The organism is Magnetospirillum sp. WYHS-4 (genome assembly GCA_039908345.1).
Classification (GTDB): domain Bacteria; phylum Pseudomonadota; class Alphaproteobacteria; order Rhodospirillales; family GLO-3; genus JAMOBD01.
In genome coordinates, this window is the sequence record JAMOBD010000018.1 from 20,544 (window position 1) to 44,572 (window position 24,029).

Below are 24,029 nucleotides of genomic sequence, written 5' to 3' on the forward strand. Positions count from 1 at the left end.
AAAACAGGACCGGAACGGTCGATCCGTAGAATCCTGGACCGCCTTTGGTTTGAAACAATTTGAATGTGACGCCGACCTGATTTATTGCGCTTGATCTAGGTCAAGCCACGGAAATCCTTGCAGAAGTTGCTGGACAGCCGCCCTGAAGGGAGGCATGCTTTCCAATGGAGACGCTTGGCGCCCATACTTTAGTCGGAAGGGCGCGGGGGTCCTTTGTCGACTTAAGAGGAGGAGGAGGAGAGGTATGTTGAAGGCATTGCGGAATGCCCTGATCCTTTCGAGCCTGCCCTTGGCCATGGGGACGGCCTACGCCCAAGACGCGGCGGCGCCCACCATGTCCAAGGAGGCCAAGGAAGCCAGCGCCAAGGTTTACTTCGAGCGCTGCGCGGGTTGCCACGGCACCCTGCGCAAGGGCGCCACGGGCAAGAACCTGGAGCCGGCGAACTCGATGAAGCTCGGTCAGCAGCGCCTGGAGAAGATCCTGGCTCTCGGCACCGAGGGTGGCATGCCCAACTTCGATGACATCCTGACCAAGGATGAAATCAAGAACATGGCTACCTACGTGCAGACCCCGGCCGACATTCCGCCGGAGTTCGGCATGAAGGACATGAAGGCGTCCTGGAAGCTGCACGTGCCGGTGGACAAGCGTCCGACCGCGCCGCAGAGCAAGGTCAACCTGAAGAACGTCTTCTCCGTGACGCTGCGCGATACGGGCGAAGTGGCCCTGATCGACGGCGATACGAAGAAGATCTGGGGTATCGTCAAGACCGGCTACGCGGTGCATATCTCGCGCCTGTCGTTCTCCGGCCGTTACGTGTACGTGATCGGCCGCGACGGCCGTCTCGACATGATCGACATGTGGTACGACAAGCCGACCACCGTCGCCACCATGAAGGTGGGCATCGACGCGCGTTCGGTCGATACCTCGAAGTTCAAGGGCTACGAAGACAAGTACGCGGTCGTCGGCTCTTACTGGCCGCCGCAGTACGCCGTTCTCAACGGCCTGACCCTCGAGCCGTTGAAGATCGTCTCGACCCGCGGCACCACGGTGGACGGCGAGTACCACCCGGAACCCCGCGTCGCCTCGATCGTTTCCTCGCAGATCAAGCCCGAGTGGGTGATCAATCTGAAGGAAACCGGCCTGATCAAGCTGGTGGACTACTCCGACATCAAGAACCTGAAGGAGACCACCATCGAGTCCGCCAAGTTCCTGCATGACGGCGGTTGGGACGCTTCCAAGCGTTACTTCCTGGTTGCCGCCAACAACTCGAACAAGGTGGCCGTCGTCGACACCAAGGAAGGCAAGCTCGCCGCCCTGGTCGACACCAAGCCCAAGCCGCACCCCGGCCGCGGCGCCAACTTCAACCATCCGAAGTTCGGCCCGGTCTGGGCGACCTCCCACCTCGGCGCCGACGTGATCACCCTGATCGGCACCGATCCGGAGAAGCACAAGGACAGCGCCTGGAAGGTCGTGGCCGAGCTGAAGATGCACGGTTCCGGTTCGCTGTTCGTCAAGACCCACCCGAAGTCGAAGAACCTGTGGGCCGACGCCCCGCTGATGCCCGAGCGCGAAGCGGCCGAGTCGGTCACGGTCTACGACCTCGCCAACCTCGACAAGGGTCCGGCCACCATCAACATCTCGAAGATGGCCGAACTGGGCGAGACCAAGGCGGTGCAGCGCGCCGTCCATGCCGAGTACAACGAGGGCGGCGACGAAGTCTGGTTCTCCGTCTGGGCGGGCAAGACCGATCCGTCCGCGATCGTGGTCCTGGACGACAAGACCCGTGCCAAGAAGGCGGTGATCAAGGATCCCAAGATCATCACCCCGACCGGCAAGTTCAACGTCTACAATACCCAGCACGACATCTACTAAGTCGTCTGGCCGAAGACACGAACGGGAACCCCGGGGACCATGTCCCCGGGGTTTTCCTTTGGCCGGCCTCCTTGCTCATCTCCGACGCCGATGAAATGGCTGAACTGCCTCCCGTTGGCCGGAGGCCGGGCGGCGGCGACATGGCATGTCGGCGACACCCCTATCGCCCCCGGCTTGCTCCGCTCTGCCGGGGATGCTACCTTCCGCCGCCATTTCCAGACCTGAAAGCGGGGCGCCATGTCGCTGGATACCAACACGGTCAAGCAGATCGCGTTCCTGGCCCGCATCCGCGTGCCGGACGAGGAACTCGCGCCCCTGGTGGGCGAGTTGAACAACATCTTGCATTTCGTCGAACAACTCTCCGAGGTCGACACCCAGGGCGTGCCGCCGCTGGCCTCGGTGGCCGACGTCGGCCTGCCGCGCCGCGACGACGCGGTGACCGACGGCAACTGCCAGGACAAGGTGCTGGCCAACGGGCCCGAGGTCCAGGACGGCTTCTACTGCGTTCCCAAGGTGGTGGAGTAGGCCCCATGACCCAGTTGACCGACCTCACCATCGCCGAGGCCCGCGACCGGCTGGCGAAAAAGGAATTCTCCGCCGTCGAGTTGACTCGGGCCCACCTGGACGCCATGGCCCGCGCCCGACACCTCAACGCCTTCGTCACCGAGACCCCGGACGTCGCCCTGGAGCGGGCGCGCGCATCGGACGCCCGCCGCGCCGCCGGCCAGGCCGGAGCAATGGAAGGCATTCCGGTCGGCGTCAAGGACCTGTTCTGCACCGAAGGCGTGCTCACAACCGCCGCTTCCCACATCCTGGACGGCTTCAAGCCGCCTTACGAATCGACGGTGACCGCCAAGCTGCGGGACGCCGGGGCGGTCATGCTGGGCAAGTTGAACCTGGACGAATTCGCCATGGGTTCGGCCAACGTCACCAGCTACTACGGCAACGTGGTCAGCCCCTGGAAGGGTAAGGACGGCAAGGACCTGGTGCCCGGCGGATCGTCGGGCGGCTCGGCCGCCGCGGTGGCGGCCCGGCTCTGCTTGGGCGCCACCGGCACCGATACCGGCGGCTCCATCCGCCAGCCCGCCGCCTATACCGGCATCGTCGGAATCAAGCCCACCTACGGCCGCTGCTCGCGCTGGGGCATCGTGGCCTTCGCCTCCTCCCTCGACCAGGCCGGCCCGATGACCCGCAGCGTGCGCGACGCCGCCATCATGCTGGCCGCCATGTCCGGGCACGATCCCAAGGATTCCACCTCGGCCCCGGTCGAGGTGCCCGATTTCGAGAAGGCGCTCGCCATGGGCGTGCGCGGCATGAAGATCGGCATTCCCAAGGAATACGTGGTCAACGGCATGGGGGCCGACATCGACGGCCTTTGGCAGAAGGGGGCCGCATGGCTGCGCGAACAGGGCGCCGAGGTGATGGAGATATCCCTGCCCCACACCAAGTACTCCCTGGCCACCTACTACATCGTGGCGCCGGCCGAGGCCTCGTCCAACCTGGCGCGCTACGACGGCCTGCGCTACGGCCTCCGGGTACCGGGCGAGACCCTCGACGACATGTACATGAACACCCGTGGGGCGGGTTTCGGCAAGGAAGTGCGCCGCCGCATCCTGATCGGAACCTACGTGCTGTCGGCCGGCTACTACGACGCCTACTACCGCAAGGCCCAGCAGGTGCGCACCCTGATCCGGCGCGACTTCAAGGAAGCCTTCGGGAAGTGCGACGTGATCCTGACGCCGACGGCGCCGTCCGGCGCCTTCGCCATCGGCGAGAAGATGGACGATCCCATCGCCATGTACCTGAACGACGTCTTCACCGTTCCCATCAACCTAGCGGGACTGCCGGCGATTTCGGTGCCGGCGGGCTTGGATTCGCGGGGGCTGCCCCTGGGCCTGCAGTTGATCGGGCGCGACTTCGACGAGGAAACCCTGTTCCGCGCCGCCCAGGCCATCGAGACGGCGGCCGAGTTCACCGCGCGCCCGGAGGGCTTCTGACATGACCTATATCGTCAAGGGCGAGACCGGCGACTGGGAGATCGTAGTGGGCCTTGAGGTCCACGCCCAGGTGATTTCCAGGTCCAAGCTGTTTTCCGGCGCCGCCACGGACTTCGGGGCCGAACCCAACACCCAGGTTTCACTGGTCGATGCCGCGATGCCCGGCATGCTGCCGGTAATCAACGAATACACCATCGAACAGGCGGTGCGCACCGGCCTGGGGCTGCGGGCCAAGATCAACCTGGTCTCGGTGTTCGAGCGCAAGAACTACTTCTACGCGGACCTGCCCCAGGGCTACCAGATCAGTCAGTACCAGCAGCCCATCGTCGGTGAAGGCACCATCGTTCTCGACATGCCGGATGGAAGTTCGCGCGCCGTCGGCATCGAACGCCTGCATATGGAACAGGACGCCGGCAAGTCCCTGCACGACCAGGACCCCCGGCGCAGCTTCATCGACCTCAACCGCTCCGGCGTCTGCCTGATGGAAATCGTCTCCAAGCCCGACATCCGCAGTCCCGAGGAGGCCGGCGCCTACCTGCGCAAGCTGCGTTCCATCCTGCGCTATCTGGGGACCTGCGACGGCAACATGGAGGAAGGCTCCATGCGCTGCGACGTCAACGTCAGCGTGCGCAAGGTGGGCGAGGAAGGCCTGCGCACCCGCGCCGAGGTCAAGAACGTGAATTCGGTGCGCTTCGTCATGCAGGCCATCGAGCACGAGGCCGAACGCCAGGTGGGCGTCTACGAGGACGGCGGCCGGGTGGTCCAGGAAACCCGTCTCTACGATGCCGCCAAGGGCGAGACGCGGTCCATGCGGGCCAAGGAATTCGCCCACGACTACCGCTACTTCCCCGATCCCGACCTGTTGCCGCTGATTCTGACCCAGGACTTCGTCGACCGCATCCGTAGCGGCCTGCCGGAACTGCCCGACGACAAGAAGGAACGCTTCATGCGCGACTACGGGCTCACGCCCTACGACGCCAGCGTCCTGGTGGTGGAAAGGGAAACCGCGGCCTACTTCGAGCAGGTGGCCAAGGGCCGTGATGCCAAGCAGGCGGCCAACTGGGTGATTTCCACCCTGTTCGGGGCGCTCAACCGGCTGGGCAAATCCATTTCGGAAAGTCCGGTCGGAGCCGACAATCTGGGCCGGCTGATCGACCTGATCGCCGACGGCACCATTTCCGGCCGCCTGGCCAAGGACATCTTCGAGATCATGGTGGAAACCGGCCAGGAGCCGGGCCGTATCGTCGAGGAACGGGGCCTGAAGCAGGTCACGGACACCGGCGCCATCGAGGCTGCCATCGACGCCGCGATCGCCGCCAATCCAGACAAGGCGGACGAGGTGCGGGGCGGCAAGGACAAGCTGCTGGGCTGGTTCACCGGCCAAGTGATGAAGGCTACCGGCGGCAAGGCCAATCCGCAGATGGTCAACGACCTGTTGCGCAAGAAGCTGATGGGGGCCTGAGGCTACTTCACCGTTTCCGAGGCATGCACGCCCCAGAAATCGACGCGGCGCAGCCAGCCCACGTGCCCGGCGAAGTCGACCTTGCACCAGCCGGCGGCGTCGGGGCATTCCTGGAGTATCCCGACGACGCCGGGTTCCAACTTGGCGACGGCGGCGCCCTTGACGTCCGGTTCAGCGCGCAGGATACGCATCTTGCCGGTGACGATCACGGTACGCTGCAGCGCGACCATGCTTTGATGCACCCAGCCGTGCGCGCCCTCCCAGTCGCGAATGCGTCGCCAAGTCTTGTATTCGGCGATCACCTCGATCGGCAGGCGCTGGCGCTTGTAGATCCATTCGATGGGATATTGGATGCCCGGCCCGGTGCGCATGTTCACTTCGTCGGCCCGGAGACTGCCGAAGCGCGGCACGGGCAACCCGGACGGCCCGTCGCCGCCGCTTTCGCCCTTGGGGGCGGCGGCCATCAGGAACGGAATTGCCAGGCAAAGGGAAAGCAGCCGCTTCGCGGTCATGAGCGTTCGATACCAGCCCCAAACGAAGATTCTTGACGGATTACAGCAGATTCGCCCTTAACATCGGCTTAATGGACATGCCGCAAGCCGGAAGGAAGGATCTCTCATGACCCTGCGCAAACCCCGGGTGGTGGTGACCCGCAAGCTGCCGTCGCCCATCGAGACCCGCATGATGGAGCTGTTCGACGTCCGGCTGAACCTTGACGACAAGCCGATGGCGCGTTCCCAACTCGTCGAGGCCTTGGGAGCCTGCGAGGTCCTGGTCCCCACCCTGACCGACAGAATTGACGCGGCGATGGTCAAGGCCGCCGGCCCGGACCTGAAGCTGATCGCCAACTATGGCACCGGAGTCGATCATATCGACTTGGCGGCGGCGCGCGAACGCAAGATCCTGGTCACCAATACGCCCGACGTGCTGACCGAGGACACCGCCGACATGGCCATGGCGCTGATCCTGGCGGTGCCGCGCCGGCTAGTCGAAGGCGACCGGGTCATGCGGCGCGGCGACTGGTCGGGCTGGTCGCCCACCTGGATGCTGGGCCGGCGGATCAACGGCAAGCGGCTCGGCATCATCGGCATGGGCCGCATCGGCCAAGCCCTGGCGCGCCGGGCCCGCGGCTTCGGCCTGTCCATCCACTACCACAACCGCAACAGGGTCCATTCCGAAGTGGAAACCGAATTGGAAGCCACCTACTGGGATAGCCTGGACCAGATGCTGGCGCGCGTCGACATCGTTTCGGTGAACTGCCCGCACACCCCGGCGACCTATCATCTGCTGAACGAGCGCCGGCTCAAGCTGATGCAGCCGCATTGCTACGTCGTCAACACCTCGCGCGGCGAGGTGATCGACGAAAAGGCGCTGATCCGCGCCCTGGAACAAAGTCATCTGGCGGGGGCCGGGCTCGACGTCTTCGAGGAGGAACCCGCAGTCGACGAACGGCTCTTGCGACTGGATACGGTGGTGGTGCTACCCCATATGGGTTCGGCCACCGTGGAAAGTCGTCTCGACATGGGCCAGCGGGTGCTGATCAACATCCGTGCCTGGGCCGACGGCCACCATCCCCCAGACCGGGTGCTGGCGGAGGGGTTTTGAAGGACCGCCCCCTTTCTCAGGCCGGCTTCTTCGCACCGTCGTCCGTGCGAGGCGGCGGCGGAGGGGGGTTGAGGACCTTGTCCACGTCCACTTCGTCCAGCTGATCGGGGCGCAGGAAGCGTTCGGCGTAGTCCTTGTAGACCCCGGTCTTCAGGAACAAGGCGAACAGGTCCGGGTCCACGTGCCCGTCCTTCTTCATGAAGGACATGATCTTGATCGCCTCCGACAGCTTCTTCGGGGGCTTGTAGGGACGGTCGGTGGCCGTCAGCGCCTCGAAGATGTCGGCGATCGCCATGATGCGGGCGGGAATCGACATCTTGTCGCCGGTCAGGCCCCGCGGATAGCCTTTGCCGTTCATCATTTCGTGATGGCCGCCCGCGTATTCCGCCACCCGCGCGAGATGCCGCGGGAAAGGCAGGGTTTCCAACATGATGATGGTCTGGACGATGTGGTCGTTGATCTTGAAGCGCTCTTCCTCGGTCAGGGTGCCGCGCGCGATGGACAGGTTGTAGACCTCGCCCAGATTGAAGGAGTTTTCCGGCACCTTCATGTTGAAGCCGTGCTTGCCCCAGTCGACCTTGATCCCCGAAGACCGCTTGATGATATGGTCCGGCCGGTCGAACAGCAGGGTCTCCTCCACCGGCAACTCGGGGGCCGGGAAGTCTTGCAATCGCTCCAATTCCGCCTGCGACAGACCGATGCGGTCGTCCAGGGTCCGGGTCCATTTGGTTTGGGCGATGCGCTTCAGGCGCTCCACCTTCTCGGGGGCCATGAACTCGCCGCCGACGTTACTTTCGGCGACGAAGGCGTAGTCCTCGTCGAAGGTGTTCAGCCGTTCTTCCAGCCGCTGGCGCAGTTCGTCCGGGTCGCCCTTGCCGTCGATCAGTGCCCGCAGATAGTCGATCACCGCGTCGCGCTTGACCACCTCGAAGCGGGTGCGTACCTCGTGGATGCGGTTGTAGATGGTTTCCAGCTTGGTGGCCTTGTCGACCACGTATTCGGGCGTGGTGACCTTGCCGCAATCGTGCAGCAGCGAGGCGATCTGCAGCTCGTACATCTCGTCGTCGCTGAGCCGGAAATCGGCGAAGGGCCCGTCGCCCACCCCGTTGGCGGCGCGGGCCAGCATCATGCTGAGTTCGGGAACCCGTTGGCAGTGGCCGCCGGTATAGGGAGACTTGGCGTCGATGGCGGTCGCGATCAGGGCGATGAAGGCCTCGAAGAGTTTCTTCTGGGCCTCCATGAGCCGCTGGTTGTCGAGAGCCACGGCGGCTTGGCTGGCCAGGGCCTCGACCAGGGGCTGGACCTCGCCGGAAAAGGGGACGACCTCGCCGCTGGAGCGATCCCGGGCGTTGAGAAGCTGCAACACGCCGATGACGTCGCCCTGGTGGTTCTTCAGCGGCACGGTAAGGAAGGACTTGGACCGATAGCCCGTGCCCTCGTCGAACTTCTTGGTGCCCGAAAAATCGAAATCCTTGGCCTCGTAGGCGTCGGGGATGTTGACCGTGTTGCCGGTAAGCGCCGCGTGGCTGGCGATGTTCTTGTGGTTCGCGACCTGGGCGACCTTGGAGTTGCCGTCGGCGTCCTTCTGCTCCTCGTCGCGGTACATGGGCAGGGGCGGGAAGCCGATCGGCTTGCCGGTGGTGCCGCCCATGGCGATCTTCAGCGAATCGGTGCGCATGATCTCGAACTTGAGGCGGTTGTCCTCGGTGCGCAGGTAGAGGGTGCCGCCATCGGCGTTGCAGATCGCCTTGGCCTCCAGGAGGATACGCTCCATCAGGCGGTTGTGGTCGCGTTCGGCCGACAGGGCAAGGCCGGTGGAGATCATGCGCTGGAAGACCAGGAGATTCTCCAGCGATACCGCCGCCTGCGTTCCGAGCGTTCCCACCAGCATGGCTTGGACGGGATCGAAGGCCACCGGCTCGCCGGTTCCTCCGGTCCGCGCGTTGACCAGCTGCAGGACACCGATCACATCCTGCTTGTGGTCCTTGAGCGGCACGGTCAGGATGGATTTGGTACGGTAGCCCGACCGTTGATCGGTCGCCTTGACGCTGGCGAAGTCGTAATCGGCCGATGCGTAGGCGTCGGCAATCGCGATGGTCTCGCCGATCAGGGCGGCATGGGTGGCCACGCTGCGGGTGTTGGCCGTGCCGTTGTCGTCGTAGAGACGCAAGGGCGCGAAGCCGATGGTCCGCCCCGATCTCCCCCCCAGGGCAACGTTCAGGGACTCGACCTGCATCGCCGCGTATTTCAGGCGATTGTCCTCGGTGCGAAGGAAGACCGTGGCACCGTCGGCGCCGGTCAGGCCCTTGGCCTCGGCGAGCAGCCGCTCCAAAAGGCTGTCCGGATCGCGCTCGGCCGCCAGGGCGACCCCGACCTCGATCAGGCGGCGATAAGCCTCGCACGCCTCGCGCGCGTCGCGGGAAGTTTCGGTATCAGTCAAGGCAACCGCTCCCTGCTGTCTTTCGCGCTTCATTCCGGGCCAGCGTAGCCCTTTTCGGGTTTGGAAACAATCGGTTTGCCGCCCAATGTCCAAGGTCGTAAGGTGATCCGAAGCGTTGGCCGGGGAACGGAGACGAAGGCATGGCCTACACATCCTTGCGGGACTTCATGGCGCGGCTGGAAGCGTCGGGACGACTGGTCCGAGTCGCCGCTCCCGTGTCGCCCCATTTGGAAATGACCGAGATCCAGACCCGGCTGCTGGCCGAGAAGGGACCGGCGGTCCTGTTCACCAATGTGGTGGCCCCGGGGGGTGATTCCTACGGCCGTTCCGTCCTGGTCAACCTGTTCGGCACCGTGGAGCGGGTGGCTTGGGGCATGGGACGCGAGCCGGCCCAATTGCGCGAAGTGGGCGAGACCCTGGCCTTCCTGCGCCAGCCCGAACCGCCGGGCGGTTGGCGGGAAGCCATGGAGATGCTGCCGCTCTTGAAGACCGTGCTGGCCATGAAGCCCCGCTCGACCTCGCGAGCGCCCTGCCAGGAAGTGGTTCTGACCGGCGAGGGAGTGGACTTGGCCCGCCTGCCCGTTCAGACCTGCTGGCCAGGGGAACCGGCGCCCCTGATTACCTGGCCGCTGGTGGTGACCCGCGGCCCCGATCCCGAAGGCGACAAGCGCGACGTCGCCAACCTGGGGATCTACCGCATGCAGGTGACGGGGCGGAACACCGCCTTGATGCGTTGGCTGGCCCATCGCGGCGGGGCCCAGCACTTCGCCCGCTGGAAGGCCGGGCGGACCGATCCCATGCCGGTGGCGGTGGTCATCGGCGCCGATCCGGCAACCATCCTGGCTGCCGTCACGCCGGTGCCCGACACCTTGTCCGAATACCAGTTCGCCGGCCTGCTGCGCGGCCAGCGGGTCGATCTGGTGGACTGCAAGACCATTCCCCTGCAGGTGCCGGCGGAAGCGGAAATCGTGCTGGAAGGCCATGTCTCGCTGTCGGAGACGGGGCCGGAAGGGCCTTACGGCGACCATACCGGCTACTATAATTCGGTGGAGCCTTTTCCGGTCTTCACGGTGGACGCCATCACCATGCGCCGGGACGCCATCTACCTGTCCACCTTCACCGGCCGCCCGCCCGACGAACCGGCGGTGCTGGGCGAGGCGCTGAACGACGTCTTCGTGCCCCTGCTGACTCAGCAATTCCCGGAAATCGTCGATTTCTGGCTGCCGCCCGAGGCCTGTTCCTACCGGGTGGCGGTGGTCTCGATGAAGAAGGCCTATCCGGGCCACGCCAAGCGGGTGATGCTGGGGGTGTGGTCGTACCTGCGCCAGTTCATGTACACCAAGTTCGTCATCGTGGTGGACCAGGACATCGACGCCCGCGACTGGAAGGACGTGATTTGGGCGCTGTCGACCAACGTCGATCCGGCGCGCGACATCACGGTGATCGAGAACACGCCCATCGACTACCTGGACTTCGCCTCGCCCGAATCGGGGCTGGGCAGCAAGCTGGGTATCGACGCCACCGCCAAGCTGCCCCCCGAAACCCACCGGGAATGGGGCCGCAAGATCCGCATGGACGAAACCGTGATCGAGGAAGTGACCCGCAAATGGGCGGCTTACGGATTGCCGGGAACGGGAAAGCCGATCTGGAAGTGAGTCCCGGCCGGTGCTATCAATCGCGGCGGTGGGGCCCGTAGCTCAACTGGTCAGAGCTGGCCGCTCATAACGGTCTGGTTGCAGGTTCAAGTCCTGCCGGGCCCACCATTCCCGTCCGAAATCGGGCACCAGTGCCCAAGCGCACCTTGTCCCAGAGCCACTGTTCAAAGAGTCGCTCAGTGGGCCTGGGCCTCGAAGGTGGTGGGCGGGGGGCTCAGGACCTTGGGGGCGCCGCGTTCGATCTGCAGCACGGCAAGGCCCCGTTCGTTGGTGCCGTCGGGCAGGAAGCGGAAGATGCCGTCCCGGCCCGAAAAGCCGTTGGGATCGGTCAGCGCCGCCTTGGAGAACCGCCCGCCGCCCTGGACCCGGCCCAGCACCGCCGCAAGAGCGGTGGCGTCGTAGGCCAGCGTCGCCAGGCGCGGCGGCTTGCCGCCGAAGGAGCTTTCGTATTCGCCGGTGAAGGCGGCCCGTTCCTGCGGCAAGGGCGCGGCGTACCAGCCGCCCACCAAGGCCGGTTCGGAAGCCAGGCCCGGCTCGTCCCACTGGCCGGTGCCGAGCATGCGCACCGCGCCCGGATCGATGTCGTAGTAGGGCAGCATGGCGGCCAGGGACTGCAGGCGCTTGCCGCCTTCGGCCACCAACAGCGCCTTGAAGGGCGGATCGCCCAGGGTCTGCTGTTTCTTCAGGCGCTCGCGGGCCCGGAGCGAGACCTCGTCGCCCTTGGCCTCCAGCTTCTTGATCTCGGCCAACAGGCTCGCGCGGCGCCGGTCGAAGTCGCCCAGTTCCTTGATGGCGGCCGTATGGTCGGCGGTGCCGGGGTCGTAGAAGCGGACCTTCACCACCTTGCCGCCGCCCGCCTCGACGGCAATGCGATACGCTTCCACCACCGCCCGGCCGTAGGTGTTGTCCGGAGCGAAGGCGGCAAATTCTCCGAGGCCTTGCGAGATGGCATATTCGGTCACCTTGCGGACCTCGGCCCGCGGCAGGAAGCCCATGGTGTAGACGCCTTCCATGGCGATCGAACGGTCGCTGGAGAAAGACACCACCGGAATCCCGGCCGCCCGCGCGATGGGCGCCACCGCCTTCACCTCGGTGGCCAGCAGGGGGCCCAGGATCACCGTGGCGTTGCCCGACACCGCCCGGCGGGCCGCTTCCTCGGCGCCGTTCGGCGTGCCCTGGGTATCGACGGGCAGCAGTTCGAAATTCTTGTCGGCGAAGGCGAACATGGCAAGTTGGGCGGCGTTCGCCATGGCCTTGCCGAGCGAGGCGTTGGGACCGGACAGGGGCAGCAGCAGGGCGGCGCGGGTGGGGCCCGGCGCGTTGGGCGGCGATTCGGCCGGCGCGGGGACCGAAAGGGCCGCCATGCCCGTCATGCCGGACATCCCCGCCATGCCGTTCGGCGCCCCATAGCCCGAGGGAACCGGCGGCAGGCTGACGGTTCCGCCCCCGTTGCCGTTGGCCGGCGGCGGCACGGGAATCGCCTTGACCGTCGCCGCCGGAGCGGGCGCGGAGACCGCCGGCTTCCCCTTGCCGTCCTTCGGCCAGGGGAAGTTGGGGATGGCCGATTCGAGGACCGGACCACCAACGTCTTGCCTTGCGGGCTGGGATTGGGAAGACTGACAGGCGGCCACCGCCAAAAGGGCGGCCGCCGCGATGGCGCGCAAAGGCCAGGATTTCAACATTCCGAACATGGAACCCCGTGACTCCTCGATCCAATCCGCCTCGACCCAGGCGTCAGGCCCCGGAGACTACCTCCGGCGGGCCCGCGAGTAAACTGCCGCCCGGCCTCTACGCCGTGGCGACGCCCATCGGCAACGCCGGCGACATCACCCTCCGGGCCCTCGAGGTGCTGCGGACCGTCGACGCCATCGCCTGCGAGGATACCCGGGTCACGGCCCGGCTGCTGGCCATCCACGGCATTCGCCGGCCCCTGCTGGCCTACCACGAACACAATGCGGAACGGGCCCGGCCGCAGATCGTCCGGCGCCTGCAAGAGGGTGAAAGCCTGGCGCTGGTTTCCGACGCCGGCACGCCGCTGGTTTCCGACCCCGGCTACAAGCTGGTGCGGGCCTGCCACGAGGCGGGCATCGCCGTCAACGCCCTGCCCGGCCCCTCGTCGGTGCTGACCGCCCTGGTGCTGGCCGGACTACCCACCGACCGCTTCCTGTTCGCCGGCTTCCTGCCCAACCGCTCCACGGCCCGGCGCAAGGCCCTGGCCGAACTGGCCGCCATCCCCGCCACCCTGGTGCTGATGGAATCGCCGTCCCGCCTGCCCGCATCCCTGGCCGACATGGCCCTGGTGCTGGGCGACCGCGAGGCCGCGGTGACCCGCGAACTGACCAAGCTGTTCGAGGAAGTGCGCCGGGGCGGCCTGGCCGACCTGGCCGCCCATTACGCCGAAGCCGGGCCGCCCAAGGGCGAGGTGACGGTGGTCATCGGTCCGCCTTCGGGCGAAAGGGAGGCTCCGGCCGCCGACGACCTGGACGGCTGGCTGCGCGACGCCATGGCCGAACTTTCGGTGCGCGATGCCGCCGATCGGGTGGCGGGCATCAGCGACCTGCCGCGCCGCCAGGTCTATGCCCGCGCCCTGGAACTGAAGAAGGAAGCGGAGCGGTGACGGAAGCCCGTCGGCAAGCCTTCCGCTACGGCCGGCTGGCCGAAGGCCTTTGCGTCTGGTGGCTGCGGCTCAAGGGGTTTTCCATCCTGGCCCGCGATTTCCGCTGCCCGGTGGGCGAGATCGACATCGTGGCCCGGCGCGGCCGGCTGGTGGTGTTCGCCGAGGTCAAGGCCCGCGCCGACCGGGAAGCGGCCGCCGAAACCCTGTCGCCCCGCCAGCGCCGCCGCATCGAGCGGGCCGCCGAACTGTTCCTGGCCCGCCATCCGGCCCTGGGCGGAAAGGACCTGCGCTTCGACTTGCTGCTGGTCGAACCCTGGCGCCCGCCCCGCCACATCGCCGATGCCTGGCGGCCGGAAGCCTGACCTACTGGCGGACCAGGGACAGGGTCTTGCGTGTCCAGGACTTCAGCGTCAGTTCCACGGCGGCCGTCAGGATGGAAGGCACGTCGGCGACCGTCCGTTCCTTTTCCGCCGGAGCCTGCACCAGTTTGTCCTGGGAAGCCCCGTCGTAGCGCACCCGCTGCTTGTCGAAGTCATAGAACAGATTGGTGGTCAGCACCGTGTCGTCCCCCTCGCCCCGCAGTTCCAGCAAATCGAGGGAAATCTGGAATTCTCCGCCGCGCACCATCTGGTAGGGTGCCTCGGTGATGAACAGGGTGGTCGGGAAGGTGGCCTTCCTCTGGCCCAGGTCGCAGCGGAACCAGACCTCGTAATCGGCGGTTTCGAAGGCCTCGTCCTCGATGGGCGTGGTCCCCTCGAAATGGATGTTGTATTCGCAGGGAATGCCGTCGCCCGTGGCCGCCTTGGCGCGGATATCCTTGGGCAGCTTGCCCGAGATCGTCGGCACCGTGGCCGATTCGTGGATGAAGCCCAGGTCCTTGCCCTTGTCGTCGCGCACCGCCAGCCAGCCGGACGGATGGGTGCGGCCGACCACGCGCAGGCGTTCGCCCTTTTCCACCACCTTGCCGGCCTTGCCCTCGTTGTCGGGGCGGGACTTGAGGGTGAAATCCTTGACCACCAGGAAGGTGGCTTCCAGAGGCTTGACCTCCTGGCCCATGAAGCGGGTCTTGTCCTCTGCCGCCCGCGCCGGGGCGACAGCCAGGAAGATGAGAATCAGGGCGGCGGCGTTCCGGAACATCGCGAGGGTCCTCTTATTTTCTCCGGAATAATACCGGGCGCGGCGGCGATTTCCACTGTCGGGATGGCAGGAATGTCCTTATTGTCGCGTCATGCCCGTGGTCGACCTCAAGGAAATGGGAGGCCTGCTGCCGCCGGAACGGCGGTTGATGGGCCTGGACGTGGGCAGCAAGACCGTCGGCCTGGCGCTTTCCGACGTCAGGCGGATGATCGCCAGCCCCCTGAAGACCCTGATGCGCACCAAGTTCACCCGCGACGCCCAGGACTTGGCGAAGCTGATCGCCGAATTCGAGGTGGGCGGCCTGGTGCTGGGCCTGCCCGTCGGCATGGACGGCCTGGAAGGCCCGCGCTGCCAATCGGTGCGCCAGTTCGCCGCCAACCTGATGGAAACGGTCGACCTGCCCGTCGCCTTCTTCGACGAACGCCTGTCGACGGCGGCGGTCGAACGCATCCTGATCGGCGAGGCCGACCTGTCGCGCAAGCGGCGCAAGGAAGTCGTCGACCGCGCCGCCGCCGCCTACATCCTGCAAGGGGCGCTGGATCTCATGGGGAGGTAGGAGATGGCTTCCGTCCTGTCCGCCCTGGTTCCGGTCTTTCTGCTCATCGCGCTCGGCTGGGCGATGCGGCGCAGCGGATTCGTGCCCGAGGCCTTCTGGCCGCCGGCCGAGAAGATCACCTATTACGTCTTCTTCCCCGCCCTGGTGGTCCACAGCACCGCCAAAGCCGACGTGGCCGGGCTGTCGGTGCTGCCCATGGCGGCGGGCATGGCGGCGGCCATCTTGCTCACCGTGGGGCTGGCCGTGCCGCTCAAACGGCTTTTCCGCAGCGAGGGCCCGGCCTTCACCTCGCTGCTGCAGGGCGCCATCCGGCCCAACACCTACATCGCCATCGCCGCCATCGTCGCGGCTTTCGGCCAGCCGGGCCTGACGCTCGCCGCCGTCTGCATCGTCACCGTGGTGCCTTTGGTCAACGTCGTCAGCGTCCTGTTCCTGCTGCACTACGCGGGCGGAGGCGCGACACCCCAGGGGGGGCTGCGGCGCCTGGTCCAGCCCCTGGCCGGCAATCCGCTGATCCTCGCTTGCCTGGCCGGCGGGCTGCTGAACGCCACCGGCGCCAGCCTGCCGGGACCGATAGGCACGGTCGTCGATCTGCTGGGCCGGGCTTCCCTGCCTTTCGGCCTTCTGGCGGTGGGGGCGGGCCTCGATCTGCGCGCCGCCCGGACCGCCCACGCCCCGGTGGCCGCCGTCGCCGGTCTCAAGCTGGCCGCCATCCCCGCGCTGACTTGGCTTTGCTGCCGGGCGTTCGGGGTGGACGGCCTGACCGCCGCCGTCGCCACGCTCTACGCCGCGGTACCCACGGCCCCCAATTCCTACATCCTGGCCCGCCAGATGGGCGGTGACGCGCCCTTGATGGCCGGCATCGTCACCGTCACCACCCTGGCCGCCGCGACCACCATGCCGGTGGTGCTGGCGCTGCTGTAGGGAACCCCGGAAACAGTTGCGGGAGAGGCCTGGGGGGGATAGGCCTCTCCCGCTTGGCTGTTGGCTTCGGCCCTGGGAGTGGTAACCGAAGCCTTGGAAGCGGCAGGGTTTTGGACGTCGTCCTTTGGTGGGGGGGAGGAAGGTACCGACTGATCCCAACCGCTTCCGTCCCCCTGGATATAGAATGCCCCACCCTACCCGTCAACCAAGTTCCACACCTTGTTCACGGAGATTTGATGAAGGACGCCGGACCGGCATCATCCCTTGGCCCCGGCAAGCGCCCGGAAGGCCCCTTCCATCGTCTCGCGGTACTGGTTTCCGATGTCCTTGATGGTCTGGGCGGGGCTGGCTGCATTGGAGGCGAAGCGGAACGGCACCGCTCGGGCGGCCCCGTTCCGTCCTTTGATCCAGAAGCTGTCCGGCCCTGCGTCCTTGGCGGTGAACCAGTGGACGTAGTCGAAGCCCCCCAGGTCCGGTTCCTGGCCGAAATCGGCCCGTTCCACCGCCACTTCGTCGAACAGGGCCGCCTTCTTCAGGACGTCGGCCATGAACCGGTAGTTGGCCGTGTATTGCCCGACCGCGCCTGCGGTGGCCGCCGCCCGGTTGGTGGCGTCCATGCGTTCGAACTGTTCCCGCTCCATGGGGCCCAGGACCTTCTCGACGATGGACTTGTCGGAAGGGATGACCACCTTCAGCCGGCCGCCCAGCGGCAGGCCGGACGGTTCGATGCCCATTACAGCCGCGGCGCGGGCCGGACGGTTCACTTCCTCGGTGTTCTGGTGGTAGTACTGGTTGTAGATGGGCGTCGCCTGGCAGGCCGCCGCCAGGATCGCCGCCGCAAGGCCCGCTCCCAATCGTGATTTCATGGACATCCTCTCCTCCCGCAGATTGTTCGATTCTGCAGCATAATCCCCAAGGCTGTTCGCTTCGACATGGCACAACCAAGCCAAAGGGGTAGGCAGGAGAGGGAGGCGGCGTATATATACGGGAACCCCTTTTCTCGATCCCAGGAAGGCCAGGACCATGCCCGAGTATCGTTCCCGCACCTCCACCCACGGCCGCAACATGGCCGGCGCCCGCAGCCTGTGGCGCGCCACCGGCATGAAGGACGAAGACTTCGGCAAGCCGATCGTCGCCGTGGTCAATTCCTTCACCCAGTTCGTGCCCGGCCACGTGCACCTGAAGGACCTGGGCCAGATGGTGGCGCGCGAGATCGAAAGAGCCGGGGCGGTGGCCAAGGAATTCAACACCATCGCCATCGACGACGGCATCGCCATGGGCCATGGCGGCATGCTCTATTCCCTGCCGTCGCGCGAAGTGATCGCGGATTCGGTGGAATACATGGTCAACGCCCACTGCGCCGACGCCATGGTCTGCATCTCGAACTGCGACAAGATCACGCCCGGCATGCTGATGGCGGCCATGCGGCTGAATATTCCGACCGTCCTGGTATCCGGCGGCCCCATGGAAGCGGGCAAGGTGACGCTGAAGGGCGAAACCCATGCGGTCGATCTGATCGACGCCATGATAAAGGCCGCCGACAAGACCGTCGCGGATGCCGATGTGGCCGAGTACGAGCGATCTTCCTGCCCCACCTGCGGGTCGTGTTCCGGCATGTTCACCGCCAATTCCATGAACTGCCTGGCCGAGGCCCTGGGCTTCGCCCTGCCGGGCAACGGCACCCTGCTGGCCACCCACGCCGACCGCAAGGAGCTGTTCCTGGAAGCGGCCCGCACCGCCGTGACCTTGACGAAACGCTGGTACGAGCATGGCGACGCCACCGCCACCCCGCGCGGCATGGTCACCAAGGCCAGCTTCGAGAACGCCATGGCGCTCGACATCGCCATGGGCGGGTCGACCAATACGGTGCTGCACATCCTGGCCATCGCCGCCGAGGGTGGCGTCGATTTCACCATGGCCGACATCGACCGCCTGTCGCGCAAGGTGCCCAACCTGTGCAAGGTGGCGCCGTCCGTTCCCGACATCCACATCGAGGACGTGCACCGCGCCGGCGGCATCCAGGCCATCCTGGGCGAACTGGAGCGCCTGGGCCTGCTGGACGGCGGGCGGCCCACCGTCCACGCCTCGACCTTGAAGGCGGGGCTGGACTCTTGGGACATCCGCCGCACCCAGGACGACAAGGTGCGCGAATTCTTCAAGGCGGCGCCGGGCGGCAAGCCGACCCAGGTCGCCTTCAGCCAGGCCAGCCGCTACAAGGATCTGGACCTGGACCGCGAGACGGGCTGCATCCGCGAGGGCCGGCACGCCTTTTCCCAGGACGGAGGCCTCGCGGTGCTGTTCGGCAACCTGGCGGAAGAAGGCTGCATCGTGAAGACCGCGGGGGTGGATGCCTCGATCCTCAGGTTTTCCGGCCCCGCCGTGATCTGCGAAAGCCAGGAGGAGGCGGTGGCCAAGATCCTGGCCGGCGAGGTCGGGAAGGGCGACGTGGTGATCGTGCGCTACGAAGGCCCGCGCGGCGGCCCCGGCATGCAGGAGATGCTCTATCCCACCAGCTACATCAAGTCGATGGGCCTGGGGAAGGATTGCGCGCTCGTCACCGACGGCCGCTTCTCGGGCGGCACCTCGGGCCTGTCCATCGGCCACGTCTCCCCGGAAGCCGCCGAAGGCGGATTGATCGGTCTGGTGGAAGCGGGCGACGTCATCGAGATCGATATCCCCGCCCGCTCCATCCGGCTGGCGGTGCCGGACGCGGAAATCGAACGCCGCCGCGCTGCCATGGAGGCCAAGGGCAACAAGGCCTGGAAACCGGCGGCCAGAGACCGTAAGGTGTCGCCAGCGCTCAAGGCCTATGCCGCCATGGCAACCAGTGCGGCGAGGGGGGCGGTGCGCGACGTGAGCCGGTTCGACTGACCAGGGGAGACAACTCCGGGTGGCGACCGAAAGCGTGGAATGGAACAGGGACCTGGAGATCGGCATTCCCTTCATCGATGCCGATCACCGGACGCTGATCAGCCTGCTGAACCAGGTGGCCGCTTGCGTGGCCGCCAACGAGGAAACGTTGACCGTAGGCAGCGTCCTCAACAGCCTCGACGACTACGTCCGGCTTCATTTCGGCCGCGAGGAATCCCTCCAGGAGGCCTGCGGCTACCCGGGCTTGGCGGCGCACCGCAACCAGCATCAGGAACTCTGTCGGCGCCTGGACGGCGTGCGCCAGCGTTTCCATGCCGATCCGGCCCAGGTTTCCCTGGGCGACGTCCATCGCCTGCTGAAGGACTGGTTCGCCCGCCACATCCAGGCGGAGGACATCCCCTTGCGGGAGCACTGCGCCGCCAATCGCGAAGCCATCGCCCGCGCCGCCGCCATGCGCCTTGGGGGCGACGGGCCCGACTGGTCGCAGCGACGGATTTTGGTGCTGGACGACAACCCGAACTTCACCCGCCTGGTGGAAACGGTGCTGGCCGCCATCGGAGTCGGCACCGTCTACACGGCGGGCACGGCCCGCGAGGCCATGGCCCATCTGGCGCGCCACAACGTCGATCTGATCCTGGTGGACTGGGTGATGGACGACACCGACGGCCTGGACTTCGTCCGCGGGCTCAAGCGTGACGGAATCCCCTGCCCGACGATCATGGTGACGGGATACGCCCGGACCGACTACCGGACCAAGGCCATGGCGGCCGGGGTTTCCGGCATCCTGGAAAAGCCCATTTCGGCCCGCGCCCTGGTCCGGGCGATGGGCGAGGCCCTGGCGAAATAGGAGACGGAATTGGAAAAGCGCGAAATCCGTCCGGGCGAACGCCTGTTCCGCGAAGGAGAGCCGGGAATCGAGGCCTATATCATCGAGTCCGGTCGGATCGAGATTTCCAAGCGAATCGGCGAGGACGAGACGGCCGTGGTGGCTATCGTCGGTAAGGGTGAGATGATCGGCGAGATGGCCCTGGTGGACGACTTCCCGCGCAGCGCCACCGCCCGCGTGGTCGAGCCGACGACGGTCATCGTGGTGCCACGCGCCGATTTCGAGCAGCGCCTGTCCAAGAGCGACATGGTGGTGCGCCGGGTGCTGCAAATCCTGGCCCGCCGCTTGCGCGACCAGACCGACATCAGCGCACGGGCCAAGACCATCGTTCGATGACGCGACCGGTACGGCCGCGCATCAGCCCCCGCCGTCCGGGTCGAGGGGAGTGGGGTCGGCGGCCGACGTTTCGTCGTGCTCGGGGCCGACGGTGAGGGCTTCCGTGTCCACCGGCGCCAAGGTCTGGTCGGCGCGCACGCTGTAGGCCTGGATGGCCGGACGGGTGTCCAGGAGGCCGGCCGCCTTCAGTTCCGCCAAGCCCGGCAGGTCCTTGACGCTTTCCAGTCCGAAGTGGTCGAGGAAACCGTCGGTCGTGCCCCAGGTCATGGGGCGGCCCGGCGTCTCGCGCCGGCCGCGCGGCTTGATCCAACCCGCTTCGAGCAGGGCGTCCAGGGTTCCCTTGCTCAGGGAAACGCCGCGGATCTCCTCGATCTCGGCACGGGTAACCGGCTGGTGGTAGGCGACGATGGCCAAGGTCTCGATGGTCGCCTTGTTGAGCTTGCGGGCGACCTCGGTATCCACGTTGAGCACGTGGCGCAGGTCGGGCGCCGTACGGAAAGCCCAGGAGGCCCCGACCCGCACCAGATTGACTCCGCGCCCGGCGTAGTGTTCCTCCAGCCGGCCCAGCAGGGCTTTCACGTCGCTGCCTTCCGGCAGGCGCTCCTTGAGAGCCCGCTCGGGCACCGGCTCGGGCGAGGCGAAGAGGATCGCCTCGACCAGCCGAAGCGGATCGGGATCGAACAGGTTGGGAGAGGTACCTTCGGTTTCGCTCATGGCTGGCCGTTACCGTTAACCGGAGGCGTGGCGGCGCGCAAGTAGATGGGCTGGAAGGGGCCGTCCTGGCGGATGGCGAGCCGTCCTTCCTTGACCAACTCCAGCGACGCGTTGAAATGCGACGCCAAGGCCGAACGAGCCACCAAACCATCCTTGAGGCCCTCCGGCAGAAAGCGCGCCAGGTCCTGCCAGTCGGGGGTGGCGCCCACCAGCTTGCGCAGGCGTTGCAAGGCGTCTTCCACCGTATAAAGGTCGAAGGGCTCGATCTCCAGGGTGTCCTTCTGGGTGCGCCGCTTGAAGTCGCCGTAGGCCTTGAGCAGATCGTAGAGGCTGACCTCGTAGACCGTCCGGTAGACCGAGGCGAAGCTCTCCGCCTCGCCGCGCGGGAAGAAGTCGAGGCCCAGGCGGGTCCGCGCCACCAGTTCGGCACCCACCGTCTGCATGGACTCCAGGCGCCGCAGGTGGAAAGCCAGCGCGGCGGCCATCTCCTCACCGGAGGGTTCCTCGCCGCCGCTCAGGTCGGGCAGCAGGAGACGCGACTTCAGGTAGGCGAGCCAGGCGGCCATGACCAGATAGTCGGCGGCCAGTTCCAGATTGGTGCGCCGGGCCTCGGCCATGAAGGTCAGGTACTGGTCGGCCAGCTTGAGGATGGAAATCTGGGTCAGGTCGACCTTCTGGTCGCGCGCCAGGGCAAGCAGCAGGTCGAGCGGCCCCTCGAAGCCCTCGACGTTGACCACGAAGGCTTGGGCGGGGTCCTGGGGAGGCTCGCTATCGAAATCGTCGGGACCGGCCACGCTATCGCATTCCCATGGCAAGGAAGACCAAGCCGGAAAGATACTCCGCCGGCGCCCCGACAAGCCACGGGAAAACGTCCAGATCGAGGCCGATCCTGTGTCCCAGCCAGGGCAGGGCGAACAACGCCAGCAACAGGATGACGATGCCCGTCCGTTCCAGACGCGCCAGGTGCCGACCCAGGAATGGCGGCAGCGCGCCCACCGCCACCCGCCCGCCGTCCAGCGGCGGCAAGGGAATCATGTTGAAGACCGCCAGCAGGCAATTGATCCAAACCGAATTCAGGATGTTGGCGGCCAGCCAGCCTTGCAGGAATCCTCCGGGCAGCAGCGGCAGGACGTGGCCCAGACCGGCCGAAGCCAAGGCGAGCAGCAGATTCGTCCCCGGCCCGGCCGCCGCCACCAGCACCATGTCGCGCCGGAAGTGCCGCAGCGCATGGAAGGCCACCGGCACCGGCTTGGCGAAGCCGAACATCATCTGCCCACCCGAGGCCAGAAGCAGCAGGGCCGGCAGGATCACCGTGCCCATCGGATCGATGTGGCGCAGGGGATTGAAGGTGACCCGGCCCATGCGCCAAGCGGTGTCGTCGCCCAGCTTCCACGCCGCCCAGCCGTGCGCCGCCTCGTGCAGGGTGACGGCCAGCAGCACCGGAACGATCCAGACGGAGACGGTAATCAGGAAGGATTCGATGGTCATGACCGCCTGAACTTGACTGGGGATGGCGGGGAATGCAAGGCTCCCGGCCGCTACGGATTCCGATCGATGGTCCCCAGCAGGGCCGCCAGGCGGGATTTGCCGGCGTCGACGTCGAAGGGCTCGGGCGGGCGGCGAAAGGACTCGGCGTAGGCAAGGCGGGCCTGGGCGGCATCCGACAGGGGTGGACAGACGGCGGCCACTTCCGCGACGGCAGCCAAGGGTTTCCTTTCGGTGTTGCAGTCAAGAACCACGTCGCAGCCGCCGGCGATCACCCGCCGGGCCCGGTCGGGCAGGGTGCCTTGCAGGGCCTCCATGGCCAGGTCGTCGGAAATCAGCAGTCCCTTGAAACCCAGTTCGCCCCGGATCACTCCATCGACGACCCGGCGGGAAGTGGTCGCGGGCTCGGTTGCGTCAAGCGCGGTATAGACCACATGCGCCGTCATCGCCCAGGGCATGTCCGCCAGGGCCTTGAAGGGGGCGAAGTCCAGCCTTTCCAGTTCGGCCCGCGCGGCCCTGACCACCGGCAGTTCCTTGTGGCTGTCGGCTTCGGCGCGGCCGTGGCCGGGAATGTGCTTGATGACGGGTAGCACCCCCCCGGCCAGGAAGCCTTCGCAGGCGGCGCGGCCCAGGGCGGCGACCCGTTCCGGCGTCGTCCCATAGGCGCGGTCGCCGATGATCGGGTCGGCGCCCGGCTGCGGGATGTCCAGTACCGGGGCGCAATCGACCGTGATGCCCAGGGCGTGCATCTCGTGGGCCAGCAGGCGGGCGGAAAGGAATGCCGCCTCGCGGGCCGAGTCCGGGTCCGTATCCGCCAGGCGGGCAAAGGCGGCGGCGGGCGGCGCCTCCCACCACTGAGGAGCCCTGAGCCTGGCCACCCGGCCGCCTTCCTGGTCGATGAGGACCGGCGCATCGGCGCGGCCCACGGCGTCCCGCAGATCGTCGATGAGAGCGCGCACCTGGGTCGGGGTTTCGCAGTTGTGGCGGAACAGAATGAAGCCCAGGGGATCGGCGCCGCGGAAGAAGCGGCGCTCGGCCTCGGTCAGGGCGGGACCGGAACAGCCGGCCACCAGGGACAGGGGGCGGCCCACGTCAGTTCCCCGGCTTGACCACCAGGCAGGGTAGCTTGCGTGCGGTCAGTTTGGTGCAAAGATCCTTGGCCGCCGCCTCCGAGGACACACCGCCGGCGCGGATACGATAGAAGGTGCCCTTGCCGGCCACCTCGACCTCGACCACGGTCAGGCCGAATCCGGACAGGAGATCGGCGTTGTTCTTCTGCTGCTTCTTCCATTCGGCTTCGGCCTCGGCGCGCGTGCGCAAAGCCCCGATCTGTACCTTGTAGGCCCCGCCTTTGGCGGGCTCGGCCACCGGCTTCGGAGCCGGTGCCGCTACGGCGGCCGCCTGGGGTTCGGGTGCCGGGGGAGGAGGAGGCGCCGACGGCGCTGCGACGGGAGCCGGATCGGCGACGGGC

Annotated in this window: 23 protein-coding genes, 1 tRNA gene and 1 pseudogene; 14 read left to right on the forward strand and 11 right to left on the reverse strand. The window is 66.8% G+C overall.

Going from position 1 to position 24,029, the window contains the following annotated elements; all coding sequences use genetic code 11:
• The first annotated feature begins 244 nt into the window (after positions 1 to 244).
• From H7841_07360 to gatB, 4 genes are all read left to right on the forward strand, one after another.
• Positions 245 to 1,873: a nitrite reductase gene (locus H7841_07360; protein MEO5336694.1), complete on the forward strand. Its 1,629-nt coding sequence runs from the start codon at positions 245 to 247 to the stop codon at positions 1,871 to 1,873.
• 237 nt (positions 1,874 to 2,110) lie between these two features.
• Entirely contained in the window at positions 2,111 to 2,398 is a 288-nt protein-coding gene (gatC, locus tag H7841_07365) for an Asp-tRNA(Asn)/Glu-tRNA(Gln) amidotransferase subunit GatC (GenBank protein ID MEO5336695.1), read from the forward strand.
• A 5-nt stretch (positions 2,399 to 2,403) separates the two neighbouring features.
• Positions 2,404 to 3,870, forward strand: coding sequence for an Asp-tRNA(Asn)/Glu-tRNA(Gln) amidotransferase subunit GatA (gene gatA / locus H7841_07370; protein ID MEO5336696.1), 1,467 nt, complete (start codon positions 2,404 to 2,406; stop codon positions 3,868 to 3,870).
• A 1-nt stretch (position 3,871) separates the two neighbouring features.
• Positions 3,872 to 5,332, forward strand: a complete 1,461-nt coding sequence (gene gatB, locus H7841_07375; protein MEO5336697.1) for an Asp-tRNA(Asn)/Glu-tRNA(Gln) amidotransferase subunit GatB — start codon at positions 3,872 to 3,874, stop codon at positions 5,330 to 5,332.
• 2 nt (positions 5,333 to 5,334) lie between these two features.
• Here gatB and H7841_07380 read toward each other — a convergent pair whose 3' ends face one another.
• Entirely contained in the window at positions 5,335 to 5,844 is a 510-nt protein-coding gene (locus H7841_07380) for an SH3 domain-containing protein (GenBank protein MEO5336698.1), read from the reverse strand.
• Between the two features lie 106 nt (positions 5,845 to 5,950).
• Here H7841_07380 and H7841_07385 point away from each other — a divergent pair, with 106 nt between their 5' ends.
• Entirely contained in the window at positions 5,951 to 6,937 is a 987-nt protein-coding gene (locus H7841_07385; GenBank protein MEO5336699.1) for a D-glycerate dehydrogenase, read from the forward strand.
• A gap of 16 nt (positions 6,938 to 6,953) precedes the next feature.
• On the opposite strand, the gene H7841_07390 is transcribed toward H7841_07385, so the two are convergent.
• Entirely contained in the window at positions 6,954 to 8,828 is a 1,875-nt protein-coding gene (locus tag H7841_07390) for a GAF domain-containing protein (GenBank protein MEO5336700.1), read from the reverse strand.
• Positions 8,829 to 8,843: 15 nt separating this feature from the next.
• Positions 8,844 to 9,410, reverse strand: a pseudogene (locus H7841_07395) (GAF domain-containing protein).
• Positions 9,411 to 9,517: 107 nt separating this feature from the next.
• Here H7841_07395 and H7841_07400 point away from each other — a divergent pair.
• Both H7841_07400 and H7841_07405 read left to right on the forward strand, forming a co-directional pair.
• Positions 9,518 to 11,032: a UbiD family decarboxylase gene (locus tag H7841_07400; protein ID MEO5336701.1), complete on the forward strand. Its 1,515-nt coding sequence runs from the start codon at positions 9,518 to 9,520 to the stop codon at positions 11,030 to 11,032.
• Positions 11,033 to 11,063: 31 nt separating this feature from the next.
• Positions 11,064 to 11,140, forward strand: a tRNA-Ile gene (locus H7841_07405).
• Positions 11,141 to 11,208: 68 nt separating this feature from the next.
• Here H7841_07405 and H7841_07410 read toward each other — a convergent pair.
• Entirely contained in the window at positions 11,209 to 12,723 is a 1,515-nt protein-coding gene (locus H7841_07410) for a penicillin-binding protein activator (GenBank protein ID MEO5336702.1), read from the reverse strand.
• Positions 12,724 to 12,806: 83 nt separating this feature from the next.
• Here H7841_07410 and rsmI point away from each other — a divergent pair, with 83 nt between their 5' ends.
• The gene (gene rsmI / locus H7841_07415) at positions 12,807 to 13,649 is read left to right on the forward strand and encodes a 16S rRNA (cytidine(1402)-2'-O)-methyltransferase (GenBank protein MEO5336703.1); all 843 of its coding nucleotides are present in this window, start codon (positions 12,807 to 12,809) and stop codon (positions 13,647 to 13,649) included.
• Positions 13,646 to 14,011, forward strand: a complete 366-nt coding sequence (locus H7841_07420) for a YraN family protein (GenBank protein ID MEO5336704.1) — start codon at positions 13,646 to 13,648, stop codon at positions 14,009 to 14,011. The genes rsmI and H7841_07420 overlap by 4 nt, the downstream gene beginning before the upstream one ends.
• A 1-nt stretch (position 14,012) precedes the next feature.
• Here the strand turns inward: H7841_07420 and H7841_07425 are convergent, their stop codons facing one another.
• Positions 14,013 to 14,786: a hypothetical protein gene (locus tag H7841_07425; protein MEO5336705.1), complete on the reverse strand. Its 774-nt coding sequence runs from the start codon at positions 14,784 to 14,786 to the stop codon at positions 14,013 to 14,015.
• Between the two features lie 91 nt (positions 14,787 to 14,877).
• Here H7841_07425 and ruvX point away from each other — a divergent pair, with 91 nt between their 5' ends.
• Both ruvX and H7841_07435 read left to right on the forward strand, forming a co-directional pair.
• Positions 14,878 to 15,342 carry a Holliday junction resolvase RuvX gene (gene ruvX, locus H7841_07430; GenBank protein ID MEO5336706.1) on the forward strand — a complete coding sequence of 155 codons (465 nt, stop codon included), beginning with the start codon at positions 14,878 to 14,880 and terminating at the stop codon, positions 15,340 to 15,342.
• A gap of 3 nt (positions 15,343 to 15,345) precedes the next feature.
• The gene (locus H7841_07435; protein ID MEO5336707.1) at positions 15,346 to 16,266 is read left to right on the forward strand and encodes an AEC family transporter; all 921 of its coding nucleotides are present in this window, start codon (positions 15,346 to 15,348) and stop codon (positions 16,264 to 16,266) included.
• Between the two features lie 257 nt (positions 16,267 to 16,523).
• On the opposite strand, the gene H7841_07440 is transcribed toward H7841_07435, so the two are convergent.
• Positions 16,524 to 17,132, reverse strand: coding sequence for a hypothetical protein (locus tag H7841_07440; protein ID MEO5336708.1), 609 nt, complete (start codon positions 17,130 to 17,132; stop codon positions 16,524 to 16,526).
• 157 nt (positions 17,133 to 17,289) lie between these two features.
• Here H7841_07440 and ilvD point away from each other — a divergent pair, with 157 nt between their 5' ends.
• From ilvD to H7841_07455, 3 genes are read left to right on the forward strand one after another with little or no spacing between them, the layout of a single operon-like run.
• Entirely contained in the window at positions 17,290 to 19,137 is a 1,848-nt protein-coding gene (gene ilvD / locus H7841_07445; protein ID MEO5336709.1) for a dihydroxy-acid dehydratase, read from the forward strand.
• Between the two features lie 19 nt (positions 19,138 to 19,156).
• Positions 19,157 to 19,984, forward strand: coding sequence for a bacteriohemerythrin (locus tag H7841_07450; protein MEO5336710.1), 828 nt, complete (start codon positions 19,157 to 19,159; stop codon positions 19,982 to 19,984).
• Positions 19,985 to 19,993: 9 nt separating this feature from the next.
• Positions 19,994 to 20,359, forward strand: coding sequence for a cyclic nucleotide-binding domain-containing protein (locus H7841_07455; protein MEO5336711.1), 366 nt, complete (start codon positions 19,994 to 19,996; stop codon positions 20,357 to 20,359).
• 21 nt (positions 20,360 to 20,380) lie between these two features.
• Here H7841_07455 and scpB read toward each other — a convergent pair whose 3' ends face one another.
• From scpB to H7841_07480, 5 genes are all read right to left on the reverse strand, one after another.
• Positions 20,381 to 21,073 carry an SMC-Scp complex subunit ScpB gene (gene scpB, locus H7841_07460; GenBank protein ID MEO5336712.1) on the reverse strand — a complete coding sequence of 231 codons (693 nt, stop codon included), beginning with the start codon at positions 21,071 to 21,073 and terminating at the stop codon, positions 20,381 to 20,383.
• The gene (locus H7841_07465) at positions 21,070 to 21,867 is read right to left on the reverse strand and encodes a segregation/condensation protein A (GenBank protein MEO5336713.1); all 798 of its coding nucleotides are present in this window, start codon (positions 21,865 to 21,867) and stop codon (positions 21,070 to 21,072) included. The genes scpB and H7841_07465 overlap by 4 nt, the downstream gene beginning before the upstream one ends.
• A gap of 1 nt (position 21,868) precedes the next feature.
• Complete coding sequence (locus H7841_07470) at positions 21,869 to 22,561, reverse strand: site-2 protease family protein (GenBank protein ID MEO5336714.1); 693 nt, start codon at positions 22,559 to 22,561, stop codon at positions 21,869 to 21,871.
• Positions 22,562 to 22,611: 50 nt separating this feature from the next.
• Entirely contained in the window at positions 22,612 to 23,649 is a 1,038-nt protein-coding gene (nagZ, locus tag H7841_07475) for a beta-N-acetylhexosaminidase (protein MEO5336715.1), read from the reverse strand.
• A gap of 1 nt (position 23,650) precedes the next feature.
• Positions 23,651 to 24,029: SPOR domain-containing protein (locus H7841_07480; GenBank protein ID MEO5336716.1), on the reverse strand; the 379-nt coding region annotated here is incomplete at its 5' end.